Below are 21,119 nucleotides of genomic sequence, written 5' to 3'. Positions count from 1 at the left end.
AGCTGCAACCCGAGACGGTCCTACTCTAACCTGCCGGTTTGTCCGGATTCACCGTTCCTGGGACGGCGCCTCCGGGTGCAGCGCGCGGCGGAGCGCGTCGATCGTCTCGCCGTCCATCCGCTGCACGACGGCCGCGGACGGCACCATCGAGGACCCGTGCACCGTCCCGGGGAAGGTGTGCAGCTCCACGGAGACGCCGGCCGCCATCATCCGCATCGCGTAGAGGATGCCCTCGTCGCGGAGCGGGTCGAGCTCGCAGGTCGACACGTACGCCGGCGGCAGGCCGCCCAGGTCCTCCATCCGCGCGGGTGCCGCGTAGCCGTCCGCCGGGTTCCCGCCGAGGTAGTACTGCCAGGAGAGCACGGCCTGCGGCCGGCTCCACATCGGCGTCGCGGTGAACGCCCGCATCGACGGCGTCTCCAGGCGGTCGTCGAGCTCCGGGATGCCGAGGGACTGGAAGCACAGGGCCGGCCCGCCGCGGTCCCGGGCGAGGAGCGCGGTCGCCGCGGCCAGGCCGCCGCCGGCGCTCTGGCCGTGCACCGCCAGCCGGGTCGGGTCGACGCCGGGCAGCTCGGCCAGCAGCCGCAGCGCGGCGTGGCAGTCCTCGAGGCCGGCGGGATACGGGTGCTCGGGAGCGAGCCGGTAGTCGACGCTCACCACGACCGCGCCGACCGCGTTCGCCACCGCGACCGCCCCGGCGTCCTCGATGTCGACGTCGCCGATGCAGAACCCGCCGCCGTGGATGTAGAGGATCCCGGGCAGGTCCCCGGCGGCGTCACGGTCCTCGTCACGGTGCTCGTCACGGTCCTCGTTGTGGGGCCGGTAGATCCGTACCCGCACGCCCTCGCCCGGTCCGTCGGTCCGCGCCTCGGTGATCTCCAGGCGCTCTGCCCCGGGGACGGGACCGGGCGGCAGGAAGGACCGCATCAGCTCGCGGGCGCCGACGACGTCCTCGAAGGCCGTGGTGGTGTCCGGCAGCAGCGCGACCAGGTCGCGGAGCTCGGGGTCCAGGTTCGGGAAGACGTCCGGGTCCATGCGAGCCAGCGTGCCGCACCGGCGCCGACCCTGTCCCCAGAACGAGAACAGGTTCTACAGTGGCCCCGTGACTGTCGACGGAACCTGCACCGAAGCCTTCGACCCGCTGCGCTCGCTGCTGGCGGAGAACCTGACCACCGGCGAGGACCGCGGCGCCGCCCTGGCCGTCGTCCACGACGGCGAGCTCGTCGTCGACCTGTGGGGCGGCGAGGCGAGGGCGGGCGTGCCGTGGACCCGCGACACGATCACCCAGGTCTGGTCGGTCACCAAGACGATGGCCGCGCTCGCCCTCCTCACCCAGGTGGACAACGGACTGATCGACCTCGACGCCCCGGTGGCCCGGTACTGGCCGGCCTTCGCCGCGCACGGCAAGGACGCGGTGCTGGTCCGCCAGCTGCTCGGGCACACCAGCGGCGTGCCCGGCTGGACCGCCCCCGTCACCGTCGAGGACATCTGCGAGCTGGAGAAGTCCGAGGCGCTGCTGGCCGAGCAGGAGCCCTGGTACCCGCCCGGCAGCGCGCCGGCGTACCAGATCGTGTGCCACGGCCACCTCGTCGACGGCGTCGTCCGCGGCGCCACCGGCCGGACCGTCGCCGAGATCCTGCACGAGGACGTGATGGCCCCGCTCGGCGGCGGCTTCCGCCTCGGCGTCCCCGAGGACGAGCTCGACCTCTGCGCCGACCTGTCCAACCCGCCGCCCTCGAACCTCGACTACGCCGCCCTCGGGCCGGACCACTTCCTGATCCGCACGATCCTCAACCCGCTGCTCGCGCCCGAGGACGTCTGCAACACCCCGGCCTGGCGGCGCAGCGCCGTCGGCGGCGCCGGCGGCCACGGCAACGCCCGCGGCATCGCCCAGGCGCAGGCGCTGGTCTCGCACGGCGGCGAGTACGGCGGCCTCCGGCTGCTCTCCCCCGAGACCGCGGCCCGCGTGCTCGAGGTCCAGGCCGACGGCGTCGACCAGGTGCTCTCGGTGCCGGTCCGCTTCGGCATGGGCTACGGCCTGCCGATGGCCACCGCACCGGCGGTGCCGCAGGGCCGGGTCTGCTGGTGGACCGGGTACGGCGGCGCCATCGTCGTCAACGACCTGGACCGCCGTACGACGCTCGCCTACACGCCGAACAAGCTCGCCGACCACATGGTCGCCTCACCCCGCACCGACGCCTACGTCCGCACCGCCTTCGACTGCCTGGAGAACCTGTGACCACGCCGTACGTCTGCATCATCGGAGCCGGTTGCTCCGGCATCACCACCGCCAAGCGCCTCAAGGAGTTCGGGATCTCCTACGACCAGTTCGAGCTCTCCGACGACGTCGGCGGCAACTGGTACTTCAAGAACCCGAACGGCCGCTCGGCGGTCTACGAGTCGCTGCACATCGACACCTCGACGGCCCGGCTCCAGTTCGAGGACTTCCCGGCTCCGGCGGACTACCCCGACTTCCCGCACCACACCCTGATCCACGACTACTTCCGCGCCTACGTCGACGAGTTCGGCCTGCGCGACAAGATCGAGTTCGGCACCGGCGTGGAGCGGGCCGTGCGCACCGAGGCGGGCTGGGACGTCACGCTGTCCAACGGCGAGACCCGGTCCTACACCGACCTGGTGGTCGCGAACGGCCACCACTGGAGCCCGCGCTTCCCGGCGTACGAGGGCACCTTCGCCGGCGACCTGATCCACAGCCACGCCTACGTCAACCCGTTCGAGCCGGTCGAGATGCGCGGCAAGCGCGTCATCGTGGTGGGGATGGGCAACTCGGCGATGGACATCGCCTCGGAGCTGTCGAGCCGCTGGATGGCCGAGAAGCTCTACGTCTCCGCGCGCCGCGGCGTCTGGGTGCTCCCGAAGTACCGCAACGGCGTCGCCGCGGACAAGGTGATGGCGCCGCCGGACATCCCCCGCGAAGTGGGGCTGGCTGCGGGCCGGGCGCTGATCAAGGAGCTGGTCGGCAGCATGAGCAACTACGGCCTGCCGGAGCCGGACCACGAGCCGCTGTCGGCGCATCCGTCGGTGAGCGCCGACTTCCTGACCAGGGCGGGGTCGGGCGACATCCACTTCCTGGCGGCGATCAAGGGTTTCGACGGCCACACCGTGCACCTCGTCGACGGCACCTCGGTCGAGGCGGACGTGGTCATCTGCGCCACCGGCTACGACATGAAGTTCCCGTTCTTCGACGACGAGGAGACCGACCTGCACCCGGACTCCGACCACCAGTACCCGCTGTTCAAGCGGATGATCAAGCCCGGCGTCGACCACCTCTACTTCCTGGGCCTGGCGCAGTCCTCGCCGACGATCGTCAACCTGGCCGAGCAGCAGTCCAAGCTCCTCGCCCGGCTGCTCACCGGGCAGTACGAGCTGCCGAGCGTCGAGGAGCAGGTGCGGATCATGGAGGCCGACCAGGCCGAGCACACCGCGCAGTACTACGACGCGCCCCGGCACACCATCCAGATCGACTTCGCCCGCTACGTCGTGGACCTGCTGAAGGAGATCGAGGCCGGCGAGGAGCGGGCCGCCGGGAAAGCCTCCTGAGACCTAGCGGATGGTGCCGACGCCCGGGACGAGCGGGAGGTCGAGGGCGGTGACCCAGCCGGCGGGGAGGTCGTTGAGCGCCGGGACCGCGTTCAGGGCGCGCATCCCGGTGGCCAGGCAGCCGGCCACGGCGGGCGCGCGGCCGGACCCGTCGGTGAACCGGAAGGCGGTCTCCTGGCTGATCGAGGGCGACCCGTCGATGTCGACGCGGTAGACGTCGTCGCCCGACCCGGTGGGCCACTCCGGGGCGGCGTCGAGGCCGATCCGGTTGACGTGCTCCAGCGTGATCACCTCACGGCCCTGGTAGATGCCGTTGATGGTGAAGCGGATCGCGGCGACGTCGCCGGCCTTGACGATCCCCTTGGCGGACTTGCGGTCCTCGGGGGTCACCCACTTCTCCCAGGTGGTGGTGATGTCGTCGAGCTCGATCCCGGCGGCGTGCGCGATCATCGGCACGGTCGCGCCCCAGGCCATGACCAGGATGTCCGGGATCTCCAGCAGCGGCGTGAAGTCGGGCGAGCGGCCGATGCCCATCTCGTCCTCGTAGTCGCCCTCGTAGTCGGTGTAGTCGAGCAGCTCGGAGGCGCGCACCGACTTCACCTCCCCACAGAGGCCCATCAGGGTCAGCGGGAAAAGATCGTTGGCGAAGCCCGGGTCGATGCCGGTGGTAAAGCAGGAGGCGTTGCCGGCCTCGCACGCCTCGGTGATCGGGTCGATCCACTCCGGCGGGTTCTGCTTCATCGCCGGCCACACCCACGGCGTCATCGCGGTCGAGGCGACGTCGATGCCGGCGCGGAGGAACGCGGTCATGACGCGGATGTTGTCGTCGGCGTACTGGGCGGTCGGTCCGTAGTGCACCAGCGCGTCCGGCTCCAGCGCGACCAGCGCGTCGACGTCGTCGGTGCAGAGCACGCCGGTCGGCTCGATGCCGACGACGTCGCCGACGTCCTTGCCGACCTTCTCCGGGTTGGAGACCCCGACGCCGACGAGCTCGAACGCCGGGCTCTTCACGATCTCGGCGATCACCATCGAGCCGACGACCCCGGTACCCCAGACCACCACGCGCTTTGTCATGCGGGCATCACACCACCACGCACGCCAGAAAACAAGAACACGTTCTACCTTCGGCGGGGCCAGCGTCAGGATTTCTGAAGGCGGCTTCAGGACCGACGTGATTCACAGGCTGCCGCCAGCGTCCGGCCAGCATCGACGGCCACGATCGACGAGGAAGGCCCGGACCGGGCATCCACGCAGAGGGAAGAGAGACGACATGAGCACGAGCACCAGGACCAAGCAGATCGCCGCCGCCGGAGCGCTGCTCCTCGCCGGCGCCGGCGTCGGGGCGGCGGTCGCGGCGACCGGATCGGCGAGCGCCGCCGACGGCGGATCCGGTACGACGAGCACCTCCTCGTCCGCGGCCCCGGACCCGTCCCAGCCGCAGCGTTCCGATGAGAAGCTGCTCACCGGCACGACCGCGACGAAGGTCCGGGACGCCGCGCTGGCGAAGTACCCGGGCGCGACCGTCGAGCGCGTCGAGACGGACTCCGACGGCGTCTACGAGGCGCACATCGTGACCAAGGCCGGGGAGCACGTCATCGTCGGGGTCGGCAAGGACTTCGCCGTCACCGGGACCCAGACCGGCGGTCCCGGCGGCCCGGGTGGCGACCACGACGGGGACGGACCGGGTACGCCGCCGGCCGCCTGACGTCGGGCGCACCTGCAAATGTCGCGGGCGGGGCTGGATGGGACCGCACCAGCCCCGTCCGCGACATTCGCATGCCGGTCAGCGGGCCAGGTCGGGGTGCGCGCGGCCGGTCACCAGCGGCATGTCGACGAAGGTGAGGATGCCCGGCTCCGCGTCGCAGACGTACGGGATCGAGTTCACGCAGTGGGCAGCGGTGACGACGATGCCCGGGTTCCGCTCCAGGCCGGCGGCGACCGTGCTCGGGTGCCAGCCGTGGATGACGACCTCGCAGTCCGGGTCGCCCTTGACCTCGACCTCGAAGCGCTTGCCCTTCGGCCCGAACTCCCAGGCCGGGTCCAGGTTCTCCTCGCCCATCAGCCAGTTCACCGCGACCCGGACGACCTTGGTGTCGCCGACGAACGCCTCCCACGCGAACTGCTGCGCGGCGACCTGGCCGGGCTCGATCACCCCGATCGGCGAGTCGATCGGCGCGGTCGCGACGGCGACCTCGCGGGTGCTGCGGATCTCCGCGTCGGCGAAGCCGAGCGTGTCCAGGCACATCTGCACCGACTGGGTGAACCCGTTGCTGAGCAGCGCCAGCATCGGGCCGTCCATCGCCTCCTCGGGCGTCCCGCCGAAGCCCATGATGTGCCGCACCACGTCGGGCGCGTTGTAGGTGCGGATGTCGGAGTACTCCTCACCGCGCACGAAGGTGATCGCCGAGGAGAGACCGGCGAAGAACAGCGGCTGCTGCTCGGTGGCGCCGCCGGGGTCGATCCCGGTGCCGTGCAGGGTCACGCCGCCCTCGAGGCAGTGCGGCTCCATCCGGGCGCGCTCTTCCTCGGTCGGCCAGAACCAGCCGAGCGGGGTGACCACGTTCTTGCCGGACCGCAGGATCGCCGCGATCTCCTTGGGGTTCGGCATGATCGGCGCGTAGAGGACGCAGTCGGCCTCCAGCGCGAGGATCTCGTCGATGCTGCTGGTCGCGACGACGCCGATCGGTTCGCGGCCGAGGATGTCGCCGACGTCCTTGCCGGCCTTCGCCTCGGAGTGCACCCAGCAGCCGACGAGCTCGAGCTCGGGGTGCAGCAGGATCTGGCCGAGGGCAGCCTGCCCGACGCCTCCCGTGGCCCACTGGATCACCTTGAGCGGCCGGTTCAGCGTCATGTCGTGCTCTCCTCGTGCTGGCAGGTAGAACACGTTCTAGCACAGCGGGAGTCGCGCGGTCACGGCCTCGCGGCGACGAGCTCGGTGACGGCCTCCAGGCAGCGCGGGTCGGCAGAGGCCGGCACCAGGATGAACTCGTCGCACCCGGCCTCCTCGGCGGCGTCCAGCACCTCGTTCAGGACCTCGACGCTCGACGCCCGCGCGGTCGCGGCGACGGCCTCGGCGAGGTCCTCGCCGAGGAAACCGAGGTAGCGCGCCGTGAAGGCGTGCAGGTCCACCGCCGGCTCGTCGGTGCCGAGCGCGAAGAAGCAACCGCTGACCTGGTGCGGCACGGTGGTCCGCCCGGCCTCGGCCCAGCAGTCCCGCGCCAGCTGGTTCGCCTTGGCGATCTCCGCCGCGTCCCCGGCGATGCTGAAGCCGCTGATCCCGTCGGCCCAGACCGCGGCCCGGCGCATCGCCTTCGGGCCCATCGCCCCCGCCAGGATCCGCGGACCGCCCGGCTGCACGCACGCCGGTCCGACCGGGTCCGCGCCCTCGAACGGCGGCTCGCCGGCGAGCAGCCGCTTCAGCTCGGCCACGTTCTCGTCCAGGCGGGCGTGCCGGCCGGTGAACGGAGCGGCCAGCGCGCGGTAGTCGTGCTCGCGGCCCCCGACCCCGACCGCGACCTCGAGGCGTCCGCCCGCCAGCTGGTCCAGCGTGCCGATCTGCTGGGCGACCATCGGCATCGGGTGCTGCGGCAGCACCCACAGGTTCGCGAAGATCCGGACCCGCTCGGTGACCGCGGCGCACGCCCCGAGGGTCGCCACCATCTCCGGGTTGTGGAAGGTCACCCGCTCCCCGACCGAGACGCTCGAGAACGGCCCCTGGTCGATCGCGCGGGCCCACGAGACCGTCGTGGTGGGGGCGTAGTCAGGTGCCATCTGCGGCAGTGCGAGTCCGATCTCCATGCCGCGGAGGATGTCAGATCCAGCGGGTCAGCTCAGCCGATACGCCTGGAACCGGTGGTGGCTGACCTGCTTCTCCGCGGGCGGGAGGGTGCCGTAGTCGCCGTACAGGGTCCGGAGCACGACGTCGTACGCCGCCGGCGCGGCCAGCGTCAGCGTCTCGAACGGCAGCGCCACCGGCTCCCCGTACGCCGCCGCCGGAACCACCTCCCGGTACCCCCAGACCTGCACCCCGGTCAGCTCCGGGTCGGCCGGGCCGCGCCGGGCCAGCGCGGTGATCCAGCCCGCGTGCCGGGCCCGCGGCAGCGGTGCGAGCAGCAGCCGGACCAGGCGGGTGATCGCCTGCCGCAGCGGCGACCGGTCCGTGCTCGGGGCCAGCATCCGGACCAGGAGCAGCTGCTGGAGCACGCCCTGGAGGCCACGGACGAGCCGCCGCGACAGGCTGCCCCCGGGCCAGCCGTCGAGCGGGAAGACGTCGATGTTCACGCCGTACTCGGGGGCCGGGTCGTACTCCTCGATCAGCAGCGTCGACGGGTCGTGCACCTTGGCGAACGGGAACGGGTAGCCGGGGTCCCCGGCGGCGGCGAGCGCGAGCCCGGAGACCGGGCCCGGGACCGACGCCTCCGGCCAGGACGCGACCAGCCGGTCGAAGTCGGCGCGCGGCATCATCACGTCGATGTCGTCGTCCCAGGGGATGAAGCCCTGGTGCCGGACCGCGCCGAGCAGGGTGCCCGCGCAGAGGTAGTAGCGCAGGTCGTGCGCCGCGCAGTGCGCCGCGAACCGCTCCAGCAGGTCGAGCTGGAGCGCCCGCACCTCGGGCAGCGTCAGCGGTACGCGCGTCGAGGTGTTCGCAGGGTCCGGCACGCGGAGCAGCATAGGTCTCAAGTCTGGCCCGCAGGTGCCGATCTCCCTCTCACGGACCCTGCCCCCGACGAGACGGAGCGCCATGGCCGCGGAGCCCGCCGCCCGCACCACCGGCTACCGGCCGCGCCCCTACCGCCGCACGCCGGTCCCCGATGCCCGGACGCTGCACGTGATGAACCGGTTCGCGAACGGCTGGAGCCCGGGCCTGGCCGCGCAGATCCGTCGCTCCGGCGGGGTGGACAGGTGGTTCGCCGCGCAGCTGGACCCGAGCCGGCTGCCGGACTCGGTCTACTCCTCCACGCTGGGCTGGTGGTCCTCGAACACCGCCACGGCCGCCACCCTCTACGCCCGCCAGCAGGCCGGAACCGAGAGCATCTGGGACGCGAACGCGAACTACCAGCGCTGGTCGATGGTGCGCCGGGTCTTCAGCGAGCGGCAGGTCCTGGAGACGATGGCCGCGTTCTGGGAGCACCACTTCCACGTGCCGGCGAACGGCGACGCCCAGGGCGCGTTCCGGGCGCACTACGGCCGGACGATCCGCGGCCTCGCGCTGGGCAGGTTCGACACCCTGCTGAACGCGGTCACGACGCACCCGGCGATGGGCACGTTCCTCGGCAACGCCCAGTCGACGAAGGCGGCGCCCAACGAGAACCTCGGCCGCGAGCTCCTCGAGCTGCACACCGTCGGCCGCGCGGCCGGCTACACCGAGGACGACGTGAAGTCCTCGGCCCGCATCCTCACCGGCTGGCGGGTCGACCTCTGGAAGACCTGGGGCTACGCCTACGACCCGGCCTCGCACTGGACCGGCCCGGTCCAGGTGCTCGGGTTCAGCCACCCGAACGCCGACCCCGACGGCCGCGCGGTGACCAAGGCCTACCTCGACTACCTGGCCCACCACCCGTCCACCGCCCGCACCATCGCCCGCAAGCTCGCGGTGCACTTCGTCTCGGACACCCCCTCGACGGCACTGGTGGAGTACCTGGCCCGGGTCTACCTGGCGAACGGCACCGCGATCACGCCGGTGCTGCGTGCCCTGGTCGCGACGGCGGAGTTCCGCACCAGGGCCGGCTGGAAGGCGCGTACGCCGGAGGAGGACCTGATCGCCACCTACCGGGCGCTCGGCTGCCAGGTCAGCCGCCCGGTGAACCGGCTGTCGGCCGCGAACGCGATGCTCTGGCAGTCCGCGAACATCGGCCTCTCCCCGTTCTCCTGGCCACGTCCCGACGGCCGGCCGAGCAATGCCGACGCGTGGTCGTCGGTGTCCCGGATGCTCGGCTCGTTCGCGGTGCACTACAACATGGCCGGCGGCTGGTCCCCGCGCGCGGGCGTGACCTTCCGGACCCCGGCGGCCTGGCTGCCGCAGAAGTCGATCCGCTTCGACCAGCTGGTCGACCACCTGGCGCGCAGCATCCAGGGCCGGCGCTCGACCTCCCAGATGCTCCAGGCCTGCTGCCAGGCGACCGGCCTGCGCCCCGCGACCGTGATCACCCGCAAGCACGCGCTGGTGAAGTGGGGCATGCCCCGGCTGCTGACCGTCTTCCTCGACAACCCCCAGCACTTCACGAGGTGAGCCCGATGACCGACTGCTGCGACGAGTACGACGGCCTCTCCCGGCGCGGGTTGCTTCGCGGGGCGCTCGGCGTCCTCGGCGCCGGCGCCGGGACCGCCATGTTCGGCACCACGTTCCTGCAGACCTCGTACGCCGCCACCCGGCGCGCCGACAAGGTCGTCGTGCTGATCTCCCTGCGCGGCGCCGCGGACGGCATGTCGCTGGTCGTCCCGCACGGCGACCCGGCGTACTACAGCGCGCGGCCGCGGATCGCGGTCCCGGCCGCGTCGCTGCTCGCCCGGGACTCGTTCTTCGGCCTGCACCCGGCGCTCGCGCCGCTGCTGCCGCTCTGGAACGCCGGCAAGGTGGCGGCCGTGCACGCGACCGGGATGCCGGTCGCGAACCGGTCGCACTTCGCGGCGATGGAGGCGCTGGAGGACGCCGACCCCGGGTCGACGCAGCGGGTCGGCTGGATCAACCGGCTGATCGGGCGCGACGGGTACACCAACCCGCTGCAGGCGGTGGGCTACGGGATGACCTCCCCGATCACGGCGCTCTACGGACCGCAGGGGACGGTGACCGCCGGCACCGTCGACCAGGTCGTGCTCGCCGGCGTCGACCAGTGGGACCACGGCCGCCGCCGGGCCTCCCTCGGGACGCTCTGGGGCGGTGCGGGCGGGCCGCTCGGCCGCGGCGCGCGGGCCGCGTTCTCCACCGTCACCGACATCGCCCCGGCCCGGCGGGTGTCCGCGACCCCGGCCGGCGGGGCGGCGTACCCCGACGACGACCTGGGGGCGGCGCTGCGCTCGGCCGCCCGGACGATCAAGGGTGAGGTGGGCGCCGAGGTGATCGCGGTCGACCACGACGGCGGCTGGGACATGCACACCGGCCTCGGCACGATCACCTCGGGCGCGATGCTCCGAGCCGCGGGCTCGCTGGCCTCGGCCGTGGCGGCGTTCTTCACCGACCTCGGCCCGTGGGCGGACCGGGTCACCGTGGTGACGCTGTCGGAGTTCGGCCGCCGGGTGCGGGAGAACGCGAGCGCCGGCCTCGACCACGGGCACGGCAACGTGATGTTCCTGATCGGCGGCGGCGTGAAGGGCGGCTACTACGGCACCTGGCCGGGCCTGACGAACAGCCTCGACGCCGACCTGGCGGTGACGACCGACTACCGCAGCGTGCTCGCGGAGCTGGTCTCGAAGCGGCTCGGCGCCTCGACGGCCACGGTGTTCCCGGGCTTCACGCCGGAGGCGGTCGGGGCGTTCGCGTGATCTCGTGCACGTTCACGGGGCAGAAACGAGAACTCGTTCTAGGCTGCACCGCATGAGCCGAGCACCGTTCGAGTACCGCACCGTCGACATGTCCGACGAGGAGTTCGCGGCCGAGCAGGCGGTGTACGGCGGCCTCACCTCGGCGCTGCGACGGCTCAACGAGGCCAGCCTGCGCACCACGGTCGACCACGACCTGATCGTGGAGACGACCCGGCAGGTCGAGGAGATCACCGCCCGCCTCGAGGCGGCGATGATCCCGGCCAACTTCGGCGTCGTCGTCACCACCAGCGGACACGTCCGCGGCTACGGCAACGCGGTCGTCGGCCTGCGCAACCCGATCGCGCCGCCGCTGAAGATCGTCCAGGACCGGGAGCGGGGCAGCGCGAGCAGCGAGTTCTTCCTCAACGCGCTCTACGAGGGCCCGCCGGGCAAGGTGCACGGCGGCGTCGCCGCGCTCGTGCTCGACCAGGTCTTCGGCGAGGCCGCGGCCGCGGGCGGGACGCCCGGCATGACGGGCACCCTGACCCTGCGCTACCGCAAGCCGACCGCGCTCGGCGCCTGCTCCGCACACGCCTGGGTCGACTCCACCGCAGGCATCAAGACCACGGTCAAGGGCTGGCTGAAGGACGCCGAGGGCGACGTCACCGTCGAGGCCGAGGGCCTTTTCATCCTGCCCCGATGGGCGCGCGAGCAGCTCGCCGAGAGCGGCGAGACCCCGCCGCAGTACGAGTAGGGGCGCGCCTCAGCCTCAGGCCGACGCCTTCCCGCGCACGCCTGCGTCCGTCAGCCGGGACTCCTCCAGCGCCTGCGCCTCCAGCTCCTCGCGGCTGCGCACCACGGACGGCGCGCTCACCAGCTGACTGGTGCCACCGTCGAGCCGCTTCAGGGCCTCGCGGGCGAAGATCTGCTGCTCGGTCACGGTCCGCTCCGAGCGGTCGTTGCCGATGAAGGTGACGGCCCAGCGGATCAGCGCGGTCACCTGGTTCTTGAACCCGGTGATGTAGAAGAGGTGCACCGCCAGCCACATCAGCCAGGCGATGAAGCCGGTCAGGCGCAGCTTGCCGACGGTCGCGACCGCGGAGAACCGCGAGATCGTGGCCATGCTGCCCTTGTCGAAGTAGCGGAACGCCGGCTGCGGGGCCTTGCCGCGGATCCGGCCGTCGATCTCGCGGGCGGCGTACCGGGCGCCCTGGATGGCGACCTGCGCGACGCCGGGGAGGTTGTCGAGCGAGATCATGTCGCCGACGACGAAGACCTCCGGGTGGCCCGGCAGCGTGAGGTCGGGGTTGACCGAGATCCGGCCGGCGCGGTCGAGCGCGGCGCCGGTCTGCTCCGACAGCGTCCGGCCGAGCGGGCTGGCCTGGACGCCGGCCGCCCAGACCTTGGTCACGGCCTCGATCCGGCGCCGGCTGCCGTCCTTGTCCTGGACCTCGAGGCCGCGCTCGTCGACCGCGACGACCATCGCGCCGAGCTGCACCTCGACGCCGATCTTCTCGAGCTTCTCCTCGGTCCAGCGGCCGAGCTTGGCGCCGAACGGCGGCAGCACCTGCGGAGCGGCGTCCAGGAGGATCACCCGCGCCTGGCGGGTGTTGATCGCGCGGAAGTCGCGCTTGAGGGTCTTGTGGGCCAGCTCGGCGATCTGGCCGGCCATCTCGACACCGGTCGGGCCGGCGCCGACGACCACGAACGTGAGCAGGTGGTCGACGTCCTGCCCGCGCGCGGCCATCACCTCGGCCAGCTCGAAGGCACCGAAGATCCGGCCGCGCAGCTCGAGCGCGTCGTCGATGCTCTTCATGCCCGGCGCGAACTCCGAGAAGTGGTCGTTGCCGAAATACGACTGGCCCGCGCCGGCGGCGACGATCAGCGAGTCGTACGGCGTCACCAGCTGGCGTCCCAGCACGTGCGAGGTCACGGTGCGGGCGGTCAGGTCGATGCCGGTGACCTCGCCCAGCAGCACGGTCGCGTTGTCCTGCCGCGCGAGCACCTCACGGGTCGGCGGGGCGATCTCGCCCTCGGAGAGGATGCCGGTCGCGACCTGGTAGAGCAGCGGCTGGAAGAGGTGGTGCGTCGTCTTCGCGATCATCGTGACGTCGACGTCGGTACGGCGCAGCTCCTTGGTGCCGAACAGGCCGCCGAAGCCGGACCCCACCACGACGACGCGGTGACGCGGACGGGCCGCCTGGTCCTTGCTGTTCGAAGCCATGGCTCCATTGTTCCCGAATTGGGCGGACCCCCAACAATTGAGCGGGCGTCTGGTAGGTCACACCCTCGCGGACACAGAGCCCCGGGTGTGGTTTCATCATCAACAGCACCCCGATTTCGTCACACCTTCACCAGGAGTCGGCCCGAGTGTCCTGGAGCAAGCAGAGCCTCGCGCTCCCCGCGACCCCTCCCTCGGTGCGCCAAGCACGCGAGTGGGTGGCCCGCGTGCTCGTCGAGATCGGCCGCCCCGAGCTGGCCGACAGCGCCCGGCTGGCCGTCTCCGAGCTGGTCACCAACGCGATCCTGCACGCCGACCCGCCGATGACCATCAATGTCCGCGGCACCCGGGAGCACCCCCGGATCGAGGTCACCGACCAGTCGCTGGTCCCGCCGCAGCCGCGGACGAACCGGCCCGAGGTTGACCGGGACGACGAGCTCACCTGGACCACCGGCGGGCGCGGCCTGGACCTGGTCGCCAGCCACGCCGTCGCGTGGGGCGCCGACATCGACCCGCAGGGCGAGGGCAAGGTCGTCTGGTTCGAGCCTGCCGCCGAGCCCCGGGAGGCCGTCGCCGCGGCGCTCTTCGACCTCGACCAGGCGCTGGCCGAGCGCGACCTCCCCGAGGCCGAGCCGGACGACATGGTCCGCATCGAGCTCATCGGCTTCCCGGTCGAGCTCTTCCTCCAGCTGCGGCTGCACTTCGGGGAGCTCGGCCGCGAGCTGCGGCTGCTGGCGTTGAGCGACCCCGACCGCTACCCGATGGCCACCGAGTTCACCGAGGTGTTCCTCCAGGTCGAGCACGAGCGCCGCCAGGTCCTCGGCCTGGACGCGCTCGCCCGCGCCGCCGCCGCCGGCGTGGAGGCCATCGACCTGCACTACGTCGCCCCGCGGACGGCCCCGGCGACGATGGCCCGGATCGGCGAGCTCCTGGAGGAGCTCTACACGACCTTCCCGGACGACACCCTGCTCGCGGTCCGCCCGAACGCCGACCTGGTCGCCCTGCAGCGCTGGTACCTCGGCGAGTTCGCCCGCCAGGGCGCCGGCGAGGAGCCGACCCCGTGGACCGGCCCGACCCGGTGGTCGCGCCGTCAGGAGGTCTCGTGACCGCAGCCCCCCTGCGGGTCGCGCTCCTGGCCGCGTGCGTCGGCGGCATCCTCGGCTCGCTGGTGCGCTTCGGCATCACCGACGCGGTCGGCGTCACCCTCGGGTTCCCGTGGGCCGTGTTCGCGATCAACGTGGTCGGGTCCGCGCTGCTGGCGGCACTACCGGCGGTCCCGGCGGTGCGGCGTACGCCGTGGCTCGGGGTCTTCCTCGGCACCGGGGTGCTCGGCGGCTTCACCACGATGTCGACCGCCTCGGCGCAGACCGTGGTGCTGCTCGACCACGACCGCACCACGACCGCGCTCGCCTATGCCGGCGGCACGCTGCTGGCCGCGCTCGCGGCAGCCGCACTCGTCTCCCGGTACGTCGACCCGCAGGCCCGTTCCGCTGCCGAGGCCGACGAGGTGGACGAGTGAGCGCGCTCCTGGTCGCCCTCGGCGCAGCCTTCGGCGCACCGTTGCGCCTTCTGGCCGGGCACTTCCTGGACCGGCGTACGCACTGGGGGACGCTGCTGGTGAACCTGACCGGTTCCGCGCTGCTGGGCTGGCTGGTCGGTCACGGCGTGGACGGCCACCCGCTGGCCCTGTTCGGCACCGGCTTCTGCGGCGCCTTCACCACCTACTCGGCGCTGGCGGTGCAGTCGGCCAACCGCGGCGGGCGCGCCGGCCTCCTGTACGCCGTCGGCACCGTGCTCGGCTGCCTGCTGGCGGCCTGGGCGGGGTACGCGCTCGCCGGTGGTTGAGGGCCTATCCCCAGCCCCACGCGTGCAGCTGCTCGTCGTCGATCCCGAAGTGGTGGGCGATCTCGTGGACGACGGTGATCTCGACCTCGTCGGCGAGCTCCTCAGCGTCCTCGCACATCCGCAGCAGCGGACCCCGGTAGACGAACACCTGGTCCGGCGGCAGGAACGTGTACGCGCTGTCCCGCTCGGTCAGCGGCGTCCCGACGTACAGGCCGAGCAGGTCGTCGGGCTCGTCGGTCGGCGGTTCCTCCTCGATGAGCACCACGACGTTGTCCATCAGGGCCGCCAGCGGCTCCGGGATCCTGTCCAGGGCGTCGGCGACGAGCTCCTCGAAGGCCGCCTCGGAGAGTTCCACGACGCCAGCCTAGGAGGCGCCCGGACGCCGCGATCAGATTTGGCCGCCCCTCCGCACGGCCCTATGCTGGGTCGGTCGTGGCGCGGGAGACCGAGCCCCGATGCCCCCATCGTCTAGTGGCCTAGGACGTCGCCCTTTCACGGCGGTAGCACGGGTTCGAATCCCGTTGGGGGTGCCAGGGACCAAGGGCCTCCGACCTGCCGGCTAGGCAGATCAGAGGCCCTTGGTCATTTCTCCTCGGCGGCGGTACGCGGACTGACGTGCCACACCCCGAGCAGGAACTGCGGGACCCACAGTGCTGCGGCCATCTTCATGAAGGACGACGCCGAGTCTTCGGAGCCGAAGAGCGGAACAGCCAGGTAGCCCCCGACGAACATCAGCAGGGCACCGACGATGCGCACGCTCAGTCGCTCGTGAGTCCTTCCTCCGAGTCTGTAGGCGATTCCGGCACCAAGAACGGCCAGGCCGGCGCCCAACACCGGCGTCACCAGATCACCTTTTGAAGCCCGGCCTCGTCGGTGTCTCCCTGGCTGGAGCAGGCAATCACTTCACCAAGCGCTCCCATCGACTCGGGCCCACTGGATCCGCTCTTCGTCCCAACGGCTGCGCCTGCGATCAGGAGTCCGACGAGGAGAACCGCGCCTCCGAGGACGAACAGGACGGTCTTCAAGGTTCGCGACATTCGATATTCCTAGTAGTAGTAGTGATCGTTTCCAGACGGGTAGACGTTCGCGTGCATGCTGTGCGCAAACCTGACCGGGACGAGCGCCCAGCCCAGATCGCACGTGACCAGCTTCGCCACCGCTAACGGTCCGGCTGTTCAGGGCGTCCGCCCGCTCCAGAGTCAGATCCCCAGCGTGCTCGCTGACAACCCAAGTGCGAGCCCGGTGAACGCGGAGAGGCCCAGGGGAAGGACCCACGGGACCTGCCGTTGACACCGGACCGTGGCCCACTCGACAACGGCTCCGAAGCCCGCCGAGGCGACAAGGAGAACGATGATCAGTCCGAGCATGTCGACCGGCTCCCCCCACTCGCCCGTGCCGAGTCCCCGCACCACAGAGAAGCATCCGAGCGAAACCGCGAGCCCGACACCGGCGTAGCCCCACGGCACCAGGTCAGGCCTCGGATCGCTGTGGCGGATCCACAGCAATCCGAGGCCGACCAGGTGCCCGATGGCGAGAAGGACGCCGATCAGCGAGCCGGCGACGGCGCACGTCGTCCACAAGATGTGCATCAGCTGCAGTTGTCGACGATGGTGTCGAAATCGAATCGACGACGGGTCAGGGTTTGAGGCACCGTCTCTCCGCAGTCCGTGCCGGCGGGCAGGCGCTCGTCCTCCTTCAAGGCTGGCCCCGCCCACCAGGCTCCGAGCAGCAACTGCGGGAGCCACAATGCGGCCGCCATCTTCAGGAACGACGAGTTGGCGTCCTCGGGGCCGAACAGCGGGATGGCGAAGGTGCCGCCCAGGAACATCAAGATCGCACACACGATCCGCACGCTCACACGCTCGTCACGTCGTCCTCCGAGTCTGTAGGCGATGCCGGCACCAAACACGGCAACGCCGACACCAAGCACAGCGATCACAAGACCTCCTCGGTCAGCGCCCAGCAACTTCCTAGCTCGACGACGTCGCCCACGACGGCCAAAGTCCTGGCCGCGTGAAGGGCCAGCAGCGCTCCGCCACGCACCAAGGCTTCGAGGGCGGCTATCGGCCACCGGCTGGCCAAGCCCGCGCCCCGTCCCGCTCGCTCGCCCAATGCCGCTACCGGGAGATGGATTTGCATGGGCCCATGAGCTCGCGCACCTCCGATCGGGTGCCACACATCACCAGCGTTTCCCTCAGTTCGAGCGTGTACCGCTTCCCGTCCACGGTGTAGTCCAGGAACTGACGGTCGGTGACGGCTCCTCCGGGGCCTGATGTCATGGAGATCACCAGTTCGGTGAAGCCATGCTTCATGTTCAGCTTCCTGCCGCAGCGCTGAATCACTTCGGCACCAGCTACCTTCGGAAGGAAGTCGCCGCCCCTAGGAGGGGAATCTGCGTAGGGCTCTGCGAAGTCCGGTGCCGAACCGAACGCTGATCCGACAGGCGTGAGCTGACCGTCGTTGCTCGGAACGTTGCGGATGGAGTACGAGATCGACGCGGGCGAAACTGAGCCCGAAGAACGGATCGCGTCGATGGAGACCTTCTTGCCGTCCTGACTGCACAGCAGGATCGCCCCAAAGGTGCCGCTCCACGTCTTATGTCCACGCGGTGGCTGCATGCCGACGAAGACCTCGCCACTGTGCGTCCTGAGGTCCCCCTGCCCATCCGCGTGGGTGGTGCGTGATGTGTCGGCGCCGCACCCGCCGACGATCATTGCCAGCAGAGTGGCGGCGATGATCGTCGGGGTCGTGTGCTTAGGGCTGGCCAGCAAGGCGTTCCCTGACCTTCCCCGCCGCTCCGGGAACGTCGTCATTCCCGCACAGTTCGTGCTGCTTCCCGGATACGGCGATGTCGTAGATCATGTTCATCGACTGGGTGTACTTCCGTTCCACCGATGCGGTGATCGTGGCTCCCGCCAACTGGGGGATTCGCACGCCAACGGCGAACTTGTAGGAGCCGCCTACTCTGTCGCCCGGCTCGCCCTTCTCGAGGCGCCGGCTAAATCGCGACCCGTGCGAATAGGGGACGCAGTTGCTCCACTTGGGCGTATTTCCGGTCAGGATCCTGTGGTCCGATCCGGCGGCTTTCTGCGGCATCAGGGCCCGATACCCCCGGGCGCCAACGCAGGTCCAATACTCACGGTAGGTGATATAGGTCCGGTATGAGCGCGGATGTGTCCCGCCGGGAACATTCCTGAACGAGACGTTGTCCGTGTGACGGACGGGTCGCCGACCTTCCTCGAACCACCCCCGCCGGTCACCCCAGTTCGCTTTGAACCCGGCTTTGGTCTGGTCGCTGGTCGACCAGGTGATCCAGGCTTTGGTCCCACCTACCGGGTAGGTCGTTCCGATCGTCGCACTCCCCCGCGGAGTGCTGAGCGTCTCATTGCATCGCACGGGGGCAGCGGCCGCGAAGGTATTCAGGCTTTCCCCGCCTGGTCGAACTTCCTGAACATCATGTAGTTCAACATCGGCGACGTCCGGGACAACTTCGGTTTCGATCCCCATTCCTTCGACCGACGGATGGGAGATCCTCGGGGAGGACCCGATAGCAGCCCTGGTCGTGACCGGTGCAGCCGTGGAAGGTTCGTCCGCTTCAAGTGCGTCTGCATCATCTGCGTCCGGGTCGGCTGGAGCCTCGGCTTCGGCGGCCGACGTGTCATCTCCAACCGACGCGTGATCGGGTTCGAACTCCTCTGCGAACACGTTGGCCCAAACAGTTGATGATCCCGGGACCACGTCGGTGACTCGGCGAACACCAACCGCCTGGTGGCCGAAAGACGTGCCCAGTTCGACATCGACACTGAAGGTGACGATCCCGTTCGGGTCGACGTACGCGGGAGGGATCGATTCGGGGAGGACCCCCACAAAGTAGGTGTTGCCCTCGCGCCGAACAGCGGTGTCAGGCAGTTCGAAGGTCGGCAGCACCTCGCCAACCGCGACGGTGTCCGCGGTCGCCGCGTTCGGCAGGATCTTGACGTTGATCTTGGCACCGGCAAGCGATGTCGCGTTCGCGACCCGGCCTCCGAATGCAATCGGGCCCTCGACCGTGACCACGGTCGACGCGTACCCGCCGATCTTTCCGTCCGTTCCACTCAGGCTGGTCCCGTCATACGCGTGGGCCGTGACCGTGTACGTCCTCCCCTCTTCCAGGACGCCCTCGGGCACCTGAACGCTCGAGGTGCCGCCCGCCAGGGGCGTGCTGACGGACGATCCTTCGCCCGACCAGATCAGCTGGCCCCCGGTGTAGATCCTGAACTTCGCCCTGACGTTGGCGGTGCCAGCGTCGACGTCCTTGACGAACGCTGAGATCGTGGGGACTGTCGAACGTGCCACGCCCGAAGAACTCGGTGTGATCGCAAGGTTCGTCGGCGTCTCGGGGTACGTGTTGTAGGTGACGACCAGCTTCGAGTGGTACGTCGTGTCAGCCGGCGTGGCGTTGACCGAGCGGAGTTCGCGGTAGGAGCCGTTGGCGGTCTCGGTTGCGGCGCGGAGCCGGAAGCCGCGCTGGGGTTCGCCCTGCTGCCACTTGGTGACCGCGGGCAGGACGTTCCAGGTGGCCCAGCCGTGGGCGGCGCACGAGGTTCCGGTGGGGCCGCCGTGCGGGAGCCAGTACTGGGGAAGGCTGCTGCTGTCCACGGCCGGCTGGCTGGTCCAGGTCAGGGACGGGAAGTCCCAGGACCCGGTGATGCGTTCCGCGACGGCGGTGCCGTTGGTGCACGACAACGACCGCACGACCCGGGCCTGGAGTTGCGCGGAGGTCAGCTTGATCCCGGTCAGGTCCAGCTGGGAGAACCGCACGAAGCTGCGGGCGTAGTGCGCCCCTGCGTCCTGGGTGCCGACCCGCAAGGTGTCCCAGCCCTGCACGGTCGAACCGGAGGTGTAGGACCCGGCGTTCTGCACGAAGGTGTCCCCGGACGGGGACGGCTCGGTGAAGGTCGGGTCGATGGTGACCGGGTACACGGTCTTCGGGTCGGAGAGGAAGTCCTGGTCCGGGGTCAGGGTCACGGTGGCATCGGCGTCCCCGGGACCGGTCTGCGTCACGCTGGTGGCGACCGGCTCGACCCGCTCGGGCAGCACCTCCTCGGCGTTCTCACCGTCGCCCGCGGCGCTGGAGGAGTCCCACATCACCGGTGCCGGCGCCCGCAGCGGCTCATCGCTGCCGCTGGCCAGTTTGAGGGTCCCGTCAGCGGCCTCGGTCACCTTGGTGCCGTGCAGGTCGACCGGGATCGGGATCTGCACCCGCTCCCCGGCTTCGGGGCGCTCGTTGAGGACGACCGAGTGGGTGAACCCGCCCGCCAGTGCGGTCACGACCAGGTCGCCACCCGGCACAGCGCCCTTGTAGGTCAGGGTCGCGCCGTCCACGGTCGGTTCGGGCAGCTTCGTGGGCCAGCCCAGCGCGACCGCGTCCCCGCCGTCACGCTTGAGATCGACGAACGCCTCTCCCGCGGCGTCGGTGCCGTCGGGGAAGGAGATGTCCAGCGGAGCCGCCTTCGGCACCCAGGCACCGCCACGCTTGACCAAGGTGGTGTCGATGTCGACCCACTCACCGTCGTCCTGGAACCGGACCGGGCCCGAGTCCAGCTCCGTGGTCAGCGACCCGTCGGGATTCTGGAAGGTGATCGAGGACTCCGTGGTCCTCTCCTCCAGCACCTCGGCTGCGGCTTCCCCGCCGGGCTGGGCCGACACGGACCGATCCTCGGACGAAGCCGGCGCCGCTGGCGCCAGCACGGCAGTCGCCAGCACCACCGACCCCATCAGCACCCCGACGCCCGCGCGCGACAGACGGCCATTGCTGGCACGTCCTCTCAAACACGATCTCAACGCAAACACTCCCTCTCATCAGCGAGCCGCCGCCGATCCCTGACGGATCCAGCCGCCGGCCCTCAGGAGTTACACGCCGCGAGCGGGCGCGAGATTACGGAGAAAGCAAGACAGTTTTCCGCGCCGTGCCTCATTTCGCCGGGCGGTACGGTCCCGAGCGGCCTCGCCCTGGGGTGCGACCGAACAGTGCCACGGGTCCCGATTTCGGATC

General features: G+C 70.7%; 21 protein-coding genes and 1 tRNA gene. 10 read left to right on the top strand and 12 right to left on the bottom strand.

Features of this window, described 5'->3' with window-relative positions:
* Positions 1-48 precede the first annotated feature (48 nt).
* Positions 49-1,035, bottom strand: a complete 987-nt coding sequence (locus tag AB4Y76_RS17450; RefSeq protein ID WP_441927570.1) for an alpha/beta hydrolase — start codon at positions 1,033-1,035, stop codon at positions 49-51.
* Positions 1,036-1,102: 67 nt separating this feature from the next.
* On the opposite strand from AB4Y76_RS17450, the gene AB4Y76_RS17445 reads away from it, so the two are divergent.
* A complete protein-coding gene (locus AB4Y76_RS17445; RefSeq protein ID WP_441927568.1) occupies positions 1,103-2,239 on the top strand; it encodes a serine hydrolase domain-containing protein in 1,137 nt (378 codons plus the stop codon).
* Positions 2,236-3,561 carry a flavin-containing monooxygenase gene (locus AB4Y76_RS17440; protein WP_441927566.1) on the top strand — a complete coding sequence of 442 codons (1,326 nt, stop codon included), beginning with the start codon at positions 2,236-2,238 and terminating at the stop codon, positions 3,559-3,561. The genes AB4Y76_RS17445 and AB4Y76_RS17440 overlap by 4 nt, the downstream gene beginning before the upstream one ends.
* 3 nt (positions 3,562-3,564) lie before the next feature.
* Here AB4Y76_RS17440 and AB4Y76_RS17435 read toward each other — a convergent pair whose 3' ends face one another.
* Positions 3,565-4,635 carry an NAD(P)H-dependent amine dehydrogenase family protein gene (locus AB4Y76_RS17435; RefSeq protein ID WP_441927564.1) on the bottom strand — a complete coding sequence of 357 codons (1,071 nt, stop codon included), beginning with the start codon at positions 4,633-4,635 and terminating at the stop codon, positions 3,565-3,567.
* A 196-nt stretch (positions 4,636-4,831) separates the two neighbouring features.
* On the opposite strand from AB4Y76_RS17435, the gene AB4Y76_RS17430 reads away from it, so the two are divergent.
* Positions 4,832-5,266 carry a hypothetical protein gene (locus tag AB4Y76_RS17430; RefSeq protein WP_441927562.1) on the top strand — a complete coding sequence of 145 codons (435 nt, stop codon included), beginning with the start codon at positions 4,832-4,834 and terminating at the stop codon, positions 5,264-5,266.
* A 78-nt stretch (positions 5,267-5,344) separates the two neighbouring features.
* On the opposite strand, the gene AB4Y76_RS17425 is transcribed toward AB4Y76_RS17430, so the two are convergent.
* Genes AB4Y76_RS17425 through AB4Y76_RS17415 form a run of 3 tightly spaced genes read right to left on the bottom strand, consistent with a single transcriptional unit; the run spans position 5,345 to position 8,220 of the window.
* Positions 5,345-6,412, bottom strand: coding sequence for an NAD(P)H-dependent amine dehydrogenase family protein (locus AB4Y76_RS17425; RefSeq protein ID WP_441927560.1), 1,068 nt, complete (start codon positions 6,410-6,412; stop codon positions 5,345-5,347).
* Positions 6,413-6,471: 59 nt separating this feature from the next.
* Positions 6,472-7,359, bottom strand: a complete 888-nt coding sequence (locus tag AB4Y76_RS17420) for an LLM class flavin-dependent oxidoreductase (RefSeq protein ID WP_441927558.1) — start codon at positions 7,357-7,359, stop codon at positions 6,472-6,474.
* A gap of 27 nt (positions 7,360-7,386) precedes the next feature.
* Positions 7,387-8,220, bottom strand: coding sequence for a LicD family protein (locus AB4Y76_RS17415; protein ID WP_441927556.1), 834 nt, complete (start codon positions 8,218-8,220; stop codon positions 7,387-7,389).
* An 82-nt stretch (positions 8,221-8,302) separates the two neighbouring features.
* Here AB4Y76_RS17415 and AB4Y76_RS17410 point away from each other — a divergent pair, with 82 nt between their 5' ends.
* The 3 genes from AB4Y76_RS17410 to AB4Y76_RS17400 are packed head-to-tail and all read left to right on the top strand — an operon-like array spanning position 8,303 to position 11,773.
* Positions 8,303-9,790, top strand: coding sequence for a DUF1800 domain-containing protein (locus tag AB4Y76_RS17410; protein WP_441927554.1), 1,488 nt, complete (start codon positions 8,303-8,305; stop codon positions 9,788-9,790).
* A 5-nt stretch (positions 9,791-9,795) separates the two neighbouring features.
* Positions 9,796-11,040 (top strand): DUF1501 domain-containing protein, encoded by a 1,245-nt coding sequence (locus AB4Y76_RS17405; protein ID WP_441927553.1) that lies wholly within the window; start codon positions 9,796-9,798, stop codon positions 11,038-11,040.
* 52 nt (positions 11,041-11,092) lie between these two features.
* Positions 11,093-11,773: a PaaI family thioesterase gene (locus AB4Y76_RS17400; protein WP_441927551.1), complete on the top strand. Its 681-nt coding sequence runs from the start codon at positions 11,093-11,095 to the stop codon at positions 11,771-11,773.
* A gap of 15 nt (positions 11,774-11,788) precedes the next feature.
* Here AB4Y76_RS17400 and AB4Y76_RS17395 read toward each other — a convergent pair whose 3' ends face one another.
* Positions 11,789-13,243, bottom strand: a complete 1,455-nt coding sequence (locus AB4Y76_RS17395; protein ID WP_441927549.1) for an NAD(P)/FAD-dependent oxidoreductase — start codon at positions 13,241-13,243, stop codon at positions 11,789-11,791.
* A 146-nt stretch (positions 13,244-13,389) separates the two neighbouring features.
* Between AB4Y76_RS17395 and AB4Y76_RS17390 the strand changes: the two genes are divergently transcribed.
* From AB4Y76_RS17390 to AB4Y76_RS17380, 3 genes are read left to right on the top strand one after another with little or no spacing between them, the layout of a single operon-like run.
* On the top strand, positions 13,390-14,346 hold the full coding sequence (locus tag AB4Y76_RS17390) for an ATP-binding protein (RefSeq protein WP_441927547.1): 957 nt from the start codon (positions 13,390-13,392) through the stop codon (positions 14,344-14,346).
* Positions 14,343-14,759 carry a fluoride efflux transporter FluC gene (locus AB4Y76_RS17385; RefSeq protein WP_441927545.1) on the top strand — a complete coding sequence of 139 codons (417 nt, stop codon included), beginning with the start codon at positions 14,343-14,345 and terminating at the stop codon, positions 14,757-14,759. The genes AB4Y76_RS17390 and AB4Y76_RS17385 overlap by 4 nt, the downstream gene beginning before the upstream one ends.
* Positions 14,756-15,085: a fluoride efflux transporter FluC gene (locus AB4Y76_RS17380; RefSeq protein ID WP_441927543.1), complete on the top strand. Its 330-nt coding sequence runs from the start codon at positions 14,756-14,758 to the stop codon at positions 15,083-15,085. The genes AB4Y76_RS17385 and AB4Y76_RS17380 overlap by 4 nt, the downstream gene beginning before the upstream one ends.
* Before the next feature lie 4 nt (positions 15,086-15,089).
* On the opposite strand, the gene AB4Y76_RS17375 is transcribed toward AB4Y76_RS17380, so the two are convergent.
* Positions 15,090-15,440: a metallopeptidase family protein gene (locus tag AB4Y76_RS17375; protein ID WP_441927541.1), complete on the bottom strand. Its 351-nt coding sequence runs from the start codon at positions 15,438-15,440 to the stop codon at positions 15,090-15,092.
* Positions 15,441-15,542: 102 nt separating this feature from the next.
* Between AB4Y76_RS17375 and AB4Y76_RS17370 the strand changes: the two genes are divergently transcribed.
* Positions 15,543-15,618, top strand: a tRNA-Glu gene (locus AB4Y76_RS17370).
* A gap of 49 nt (positions 15,619-15,667) precedes the next feature.
* Here AB4Y76_RS17370 and AB4Y76_RS17365 read toward each other — a convergent pair.
* From AB4Y76_RS17365 to AB4Y76_RS17345, 5 genes are all read right to left on the bottom strand, one after another.
* Positions 15,668-15,928, bottom strand: a complete 261-nt coding sequence (locus AB4Y76_RS17365) for a hypothetical protein (protein ID WP_441927539.1) — start codon at positions 15,926-15,928, stop codon at positions 15,668-15,670.
* A 356-nt stretch (positions 15,929-16,284) separates the two neighbouring features.
* Positions 16,285-16,674: a hypothetical protein gene (locus tag AB4Y76_RS17360; RefSeq protein ID WP_441927537.1), complete on the bottom strand. Its 390-nt coding sequence runs from the start codon at positions 16,672-16,674 to the stop codon at positions 16,285-16,287.
* On the bottom strand, positions 16,674-17,024 hold the full coding sequence (locus tag AB4Y76_RS17355) for a hypothetical protein (RefSeq protein WP_441927535.1): 351 nt from the start codon (positions 17,022-17,024) through the stop codon (positions 16,674-16,676). Before AB4Y76_RS17355 ends, AB4Y76_RS17360 begins: the two co-directional genes overlap by 1 nt.
* Before the next feature lie 178 nt (positions 17,025-17,202).
* The gene (locus AB4Y76_RS17350; RefSeq protein ID WP_441927533.1) at positions 17,203-17,898 is read right to left on the bottom strand and encodes a hypothetical protein; all 696 of its coding nucleotides are present in this window, start codon (positions 17,896-17,898) and stop codon (positions 17,203-17,205) included.
* Positions 17,840-20,773, bottom strand: coding sequence for a DNRLRE domain-containing protein (locus tag AB4Y76_RS17345; protein ID WP_441927531.1), 2,934 nt, complete (start codon positions 20,771-20,773; stop codon positions 17,840-17,842). Before AB4Y76_RS17345 ends, AB4Y76_RS17350 begins: the two co-directional genes overlap by 59 nt.
* Between the last annotated feature and the right edge of the window lie 346 nt (positions 20,774-21,119).

It is taken from the genome of Marmoricola sp. RAF53 (genome assembly GCF_052114005.1).
In the GTDB taxonomy this organism is placed as follows: Bacteria; Actinomycetota; Actinomycetes; order Propionibacteriales; family Nocardioidaceae; genus Marmoricola.
The sequence above is the reverse complement of the archived record's forward strand: the minus strand, read 5'-3'. Positions and strand labels throughout refer to the sequence as shown.

Coding starts and splice junctions, on each gene's coding strand:
- AB4Y76_RS17405 (WP_441927553.1), top strand. CDS start 9,796: ATGACCGACTGCTGCGACGAGTACGACGGCCTCTCCCGGCGCGGGTTG.
- AB4Y76_RS17350 (WP_441927533.1), bottom strand. CDS start 17,898: ATGACGACGTTCCCGGAGCGGCGGGGAAGGTCAGGGAACGCCTTGCTG.
- AB4Y76_RS17430 (WP_441927562.1), top strand. CDS start 4,832: ATGAGCACGAGCACCAGGACCAAGCAGATCGCCGCCGCCGGAGCGCTG.
- AB4Y76_RS17410 (WP_441927554.1), top strand. CDS start 8,303: ATGGCCGCGGAGCCCGCCGCCCGCACCACCGGCTACCGGCCGCGCCCC.
- AB4Y76_RS17435 (WP_441927564.1), bottom strand. CDS start 4,635: ATGACAAAGCGCGTGGTGGTCTGGGGTACCGGGGTCGTCGGCTCGATG.
- AB4Y76_RS17420 (WP_441927558.1), bottom strand. CDS start 7,359: ATGGAGATCGGACTCGCACTGCCGCAGATGGCACCTGACTACGCCCCC.
- AB4Y76_RS17360 (WP_441927537.1), bottom strand. CDS start 16,674: ATGCACATCTTGTGGACGACGTGCGCCGTCGCCGGCTCGCTGATCGGC.
- AB4Y76_RS17450 (WP_441927570.1), bottom strand. CDS start 1,035: ATGGACCCGGACGTCTTCCCGAACCTGGACCCCGAGCTCCGCGACCTG.
- AB4Y76_RS17395 (WP_441927549.1), bottom strand. CDS start 13,243: ATGGCTTCGAACAGCAAGGACCAGGCGGCCCGTCCGCGTCACCGCGTC.
- AB4Y76_RS17400 (WP_441927551.1), top strand. CDS start 11,093: ATGAGCCGAGCACCGTTCGAGTACCGCACCGTCGACATGTCCGACGAG.
- AB4Y76_RS17425 (WP_441927560.1), bottom strand. CDS start 6,412: ATGACGCTGAACCGGCCGCTCAAGGTGATCCAGTGGGCCACGGGAGGC.